Below are 5,684 nucleotides of genomic sequence, written 5' to 3'. Positions count from 1 at the left end.
TGATAACTCCAGAACATATAGAAGTATTAAAGGCTTTCTTGAAAACGGAAGTGATCATTGAAGGATTGACAAGGAAACATGATCAGAAAAAAAATGAAGAGCGTGTATATGAAAGTAAAGAAGAAAAGAAGATAATATATTCATCATTTCGAGAGGATTTTGAAATAGCAGTAACGAAGTACAAAATAGATTTTCAAAAATGGCAATCGGGGTCAGCAGTTGATATTGCTAATGTAAGGGATTTTCTTTATAAATTACTTGAAAAAGCTGAAGAAAAAAATATTTCTATTTCATCTCAAAACTTTTCTACTAACCAGAATAACTATATTTATGATCATTCTGTTGCAGTAGGAATTATTAGCGGATTAATAGCCAAGAAAATGGGCTATGATAAAGGTCTTTACTATCAAACAGCATTAGCTGGCTGCTTGGCAAATGTCGGTATGGCAAAGATATCCCCAAAAATCCTTACCAAATCAGGTGTCCTCACATCAGAAGAGAATAAGGAAATTCAAGATCATCCAAATTTAAGCTTAAAAATGATTCAAAATAGTCCTCTACTAAAACCTGAAACAAAATTAGCTGTATTTCAACACCATGAAAGATTAGATGGTAGCGGGTACCCAATGGGGATAAAAGGAAATCAGTTTTATCCAATTTCCCGAATAGTAGCAGTAGCTGATGTATTTCATGCATTAATTTCTAATCGGTCCCATAAAAAAAATATTGCCCCTTTAAAAGCTATAGAAATGATGAAAATAGATGAATTTGGAAAATATGATATATCTGTTTTAAACACACTATCATTAATGGCAGCAAAACTTTCTATTGGTACTAGAGTAAGATTATCGAATGGAGAGATAGGGGTAGTTCTTTTCACTAAACAACATGCATTAACGAGACCATTAATAAAGTTAAATAACGGTGAATCCATAGATCTTGAAAAGATGAGAGAGATATATATAGAGGAAGTTTATTCATAAACAGATAACTCTGTGAGAAGGAAGGATTATAAAATGGCTCCTTTCAATATCCTAAACTTGATGAAATAAACAATTGTGAAGTATATAAAGAAATTTATTAACTATCAATAAAGCTATAGAAAAGAGTCAATATAAATCTTCCTTCTAAAAAGTTTAGGACTTTTAAAAAAAAGTTATTGTGTTTGCAAATAATATCTGATAGAATAATATTCGTTGGTCTTTTATATCAACTATATAAATTTCAAAAAATATTATATTAAAATAGGTATTGACTTGAAATGATATATATGATAATATATAAAAGTCACTTAAAGGTGATTGATCTTTGAAAACTGAACAAAACGAAACGTCAATGAATTACTTTTATTTATAAAGAGCTATATCAAACATCTTTTTGGAGAGTTTGATCCTGGCTCAGGACGAACGCTGGCGGCGTGCCTAATACATGCAAGTCGAGCGAATCTGATGGGAGCTTGCTCCCTGATGATTAGCGGCGGACGGGTGAGTAACACGTGGGTAACCTGCCTGTAAGACTGGGATAACTCCGGGAAACCGGGGCTAATACCGGATAACTTTTTCCTTCGCATGAAGGAGAATTGAAAGATGGCTCCGGCTATCACTTACAGATGGACCCGCGGCGCATTAGCTAGTTGGTGAGGTAACGGCTCACCAAGGCGACGATGCGTAGCCGACTTGAGAGGGTGATCGGCCACACTGGGACTGAGACACGGCCCAGACTCCTACGGGAGGCAGCAGTAGGGAATCTTCCGCAATGGACGAAAGTCTGACGGAGCAACGCCGCGTGAGTGATGAAGGTTTTCGGATCGTAAAACTCTGTTGTTAGGGAAGAACAAGTATCGTTCGAATAGGGCGGTACCTTGACGGTACCTAACCAGAAAGCCACGGCTAACTACGTGCCAGCAGCCGCGGTAATACGTAGGTGGCAAGCGTTGTCCGGAATTATTGGGCGTAAAGCGCGCGCAGGCGGTTTCTTAAGTCTGATGTGAAATCTTGCGGCTCAACCGCAAGCGGCCATTGGAAACTGGGAGACTTGAGTGCAGAAGAGGAGAGTGGAATTCCACGTGTAGCGGTGAAATGCGTAGAGATGTGGAGGAACACCAGTGGCGAAGGCGACTCTCTGGTCTGTAACTGACGCTGAGGCGCGAAAGCGTGGGGAGCGAACAGGATTAGATACCCTGGTAGTCCACGCCGTAAACGATGAGTGCTAAGTGTTAGAGGGTTTCCGCCCTTTAGTGCTGCAGCAAACGCATTAAGCACTCCGCCTGGGGAGTACGGCCGCAAGGCTGAAACTCAAAGGAATTGACGGGGGCCCGCACAAGCGGTGGAGCATGTGGTTTAATTCGAAGCAACGCGAAGAACCTTACCAGGTCTTGACATCCTTATGCCTGCCCTAGAGATAGGGAGTTCCCTTCGGGGACATAAGTGACAGGTGGTGCATGGTTGTCGTCAGCTCGTGTCGTGAGATGTTGGGTTAAGTCCCGCAACGAGCGCAACCCTTGACCTTAGTTGCCAGCATTTAGTTGGGCACTCTAAGGTGACTGCCGGTGACAAACCGGAGGAAGGTGGGGATGACGTCAAATCATCATGCCCCTTATGACCTGGGCTACACACGTGCTACAATGGATGGTACAGAGGGCTGCAAGACCGCGAGGTTTAGCCAATCCCTTAAAACCATTCTCAGTTCGGATTGCAGGCTGCAACTCGCCTGCATGAAGCCGGAATCGCTAGTAATCGCGGATCAGCATGCCGCGGTGAATACGTTCCCGGGCCTTGTACACACCGCCCGTCACACCACGAGAGTTTGTAACACCCGAAGTCGGTGAGGTAACCTTTTGGAGCCAACCGCCGAAGGTGGGACAGATGATTGGGGTGAAGTCGTAACAAGGTAGCCGTATCGGAAGGTGCGGCTGGATCACCTCCTTTCTAAGGAATATGGAAAACCACTTACGTGGTTCAGACGTCTTCTGTTTTGTTCAGTTTTGAAGGTTCAATCCTTCAAAAAATGTCCATTGGATTTCTTGTTTAAAAGATTCTAATGACATAAAAATATAATTGCTCCTGCGGCAATGCATATTCGAGGATGATTAGGTTCACCTCGGAGCAAGGCAGCACGAAGCAAACGCTCTGATGATTAATCATGATGTGATTGAAATCAGTAGCCTTGTTCTTTGAAAACTAGATAATATAAGAAGTAACCAAGTAATAACCGAGAATCGCCACTTTATGGATGAATCCATTAAGTAGTTTTAAATAACCTTTTAGGTTAAGTTAGTAAGGGCGCACGGTGAATGCCTTGGCACTAGGAGCCGATGAAGGACGGGACTAACACCGATATGCTTCGGGGAGCTGTAAGCGAGCTTTGATCCGGAGATTTCCGAATGGGGGAACCCACTGCCCGTAATGGGGTAGTATCCTTACTTGAATACATAGAGTAAGGAAGGCAGACCCGGGGAACTGAAACATCTAAGTACCCGGAGGAAGAGAAAGCAATTGCGATTTCCTGAGTAGCGGCGAGCGAAACGGAAGAAGCCCAAACCAAGAGGCTTGCCTCTTGGGGTTGTAGGACACTCTATACGGAGTTACAAAGGAACGGAGTAGATGAAGAGGTCTGGAAAGGCCCGTCAAAGAAGGTAACAACCCTGTAGTTGAAACTTCGTTCCCTCCAGAGTGGATCCTGAGTACGGCGGGACACGTGAAATCCCGTCGGAAGCAGGGAGGACCATCTCCCAAGGCTAAATACTCCCTAGTGACCGATAGTGAACCAGTACCGTGAGGGAAAGGTGAAAAGCACCCCGGGAGGGGAGTGAAAGAGAACCTGAAACCGTGTGCCTACAAGTAGTTAGAGCCCTGTGCGTATTTTCCTTCGGAAAAACGCCGGGTGATAGCGTGCCTTTTGTAGAATGAACCGGCGAGTTACGATTTCATGCAAGGTTAAGCTGAAGAGGCGGAGCCGCAGCGAAAGCGAGTCTGAATAGGGCGATTAAGTATGAGGTCGTAGACCCGAAACCAGGTGATCTACCCATGTCCAGGGTGAAGGTAAGGTAACACTTACTGGAGGCCCGAACCCACGCACGTTGAAAAGTGCGGGGATGAGGTGTGGGTAGCGGAGAAATTCCAATCGAACTTGGAGATAGCTGGTTCTCTCCGAAATAGCTTTAGGGCTAGCCTTAAGGTAAGAGTCTTGGAGGTAGAGCACTGTTTGGACTAGGGGCCCTCATCGGGTTACCGAATTCAGACAAACTCCGAATGCCAATGACTTATCCTTAGGAGTCAGACTGCGAGTGATAAGATCCGTAGTCAAGAGGGAAACAGCCCAGACCACCAGCTAAGGTCCCAAAGTATACGTTAAGTGGAAAAGGATGTGGAGTTGCTTAGACAACCAGGATGTTGGCTTAGAAGCAGCCACCATTTAAAGAGTGCGTAATAGCTCACTGGTCGAGTGACTCTGCGCCGAAAATGTACCGGGGCTAAACGTATCACCGAAGCTGTGGATGGACACCGTCAGGTGTCCGTGGTAGGAGAGCGTTCTAAGGGCTGCGAAGCTAGACCGTAAGGACTGGTGGAGCGCTTAGAAGTGAGAATGCCGGTATGAGTAGCGAAAGAAGGGTGAGAATCCCTTCCACCGAATGCCTAAGGTTTCCTGAGGAAGGCTCGTCCGCTCAGGGTTAGTCGGGACCTAAGCCGAGGCCGAAAGGCGTAGGCGATGGACAACAGGTTGATATTCCTGTACCACCTCTTCACCGTTTGAACGATGGGGGGACGCAGGAGGATAGGGTAAGCGCACTGCTGGAATAGTGCGTCCAAGCAGTTAGAGGGGTGACGAGGCAAATCCCGTCACCATATACCTTGAGCTGTGATGGCGAGGGAAATTTAGTACCGAAGTTCCTGATTCCACACTGCCTAGAAAATCCTCTAGTGAGGTGAAAGGTGCCCGTACCGCAAACCGACACAGGTAGGCGAGGAGAGAATCCTAAGGTGAGCGAGAGAACTCTCGTTAAGGAACTCGGCAAAATGACCCCGTAACTTCGGGAGAAGGGGTGCTCTGTTAGGGTGCAAGCCCGAGAGAGCCGCAGTGAATAGGCCCAGGCGACTGTTTAGCAAAAACACAGGTCTCTGCGAAGCCGTAAGGCGAAGTATAGGGGCTGACGCCTGCCCGGTGCTGGAAGGTTAAGAGGAGAGGTTAGTCGCAAGACGAAGCTTTGAATTGAAGCCCCAGTAAACGGCGGCCGTAACTATAACGGTCCTAAGGTAGCGAAATTCCTTGTCAGGTAAGTTCTGACCCGCACGAAAGGCGCAACGATCTGGGCACTGTCTCAACGAGAGACTCGGTGAAATTATAGTACCTGTGAAGATGCAGGTTACCCGCGACAGGACGGAAAGACCCCGTGGAGCTTTACTGCAGCTTGATATTGAATTTTGGTACAGCTTGTACAGGATAGGTAGGAGCCTTTGAAGCCGGAGCGCCAGCTTCGGTGGAGGCATCGGTGGGATACTACCCTGGCTGTATTGAAATTCTAACCCGCACCCCTGAATCGGGGTGGGAGACAGTGTCAGGCAGGCAGTTTGACTGGGGCGGTCGCCTCCTAAAAGGTAACGGAGGCGCCCAAAGGTTCCCTCAGAATGGTTGGAAATCATTCGCAGAGTGTAAAGGCACAAGGGAGCTTGACTGCGAGACCTACA

1 protein-coding gene and 2 rRNA genes are annotated in these 5,684 nt (G+C 46.4%); all 3 read left to right on the top strand.

The features are described from left to right. On the top strand, nucleotides 1-983 hold a 983-nt coding region (locus KI375_RS26870), incomplete at its 5' end, for an HD-GYP domain-containing protein (protein WP_212976432.1). A gap of 391 nt (nucleotides 984-1,374) precedes the next feature. After that, nucleotides 1,375-2,927: ribosomal RNA gene (locus KI375_RS26865) — 16S ribosomal RNA — on the top strand. A 338-nt stretch (nucleotides 2,928-3,265) separates the two neighbouring features. Further along, nucleotides 3,266-5,684: ribosomal RNA gene (locus KI375_RS26860) — 23S ribosomal RNA — on the top strand; the annotation flags it as partial.

The sequence above is a fragment of the Bacillus sp. J14TS2 genome (assembly GCF_018333015.1).
GTDB lineage: Bacteria > Bacillota > Bacilli > Bacillales > Bacillaceae_C > Lederbergia.
This window is presented reverse-complemented; position numbering and strand designations above follow the sequence as displayed.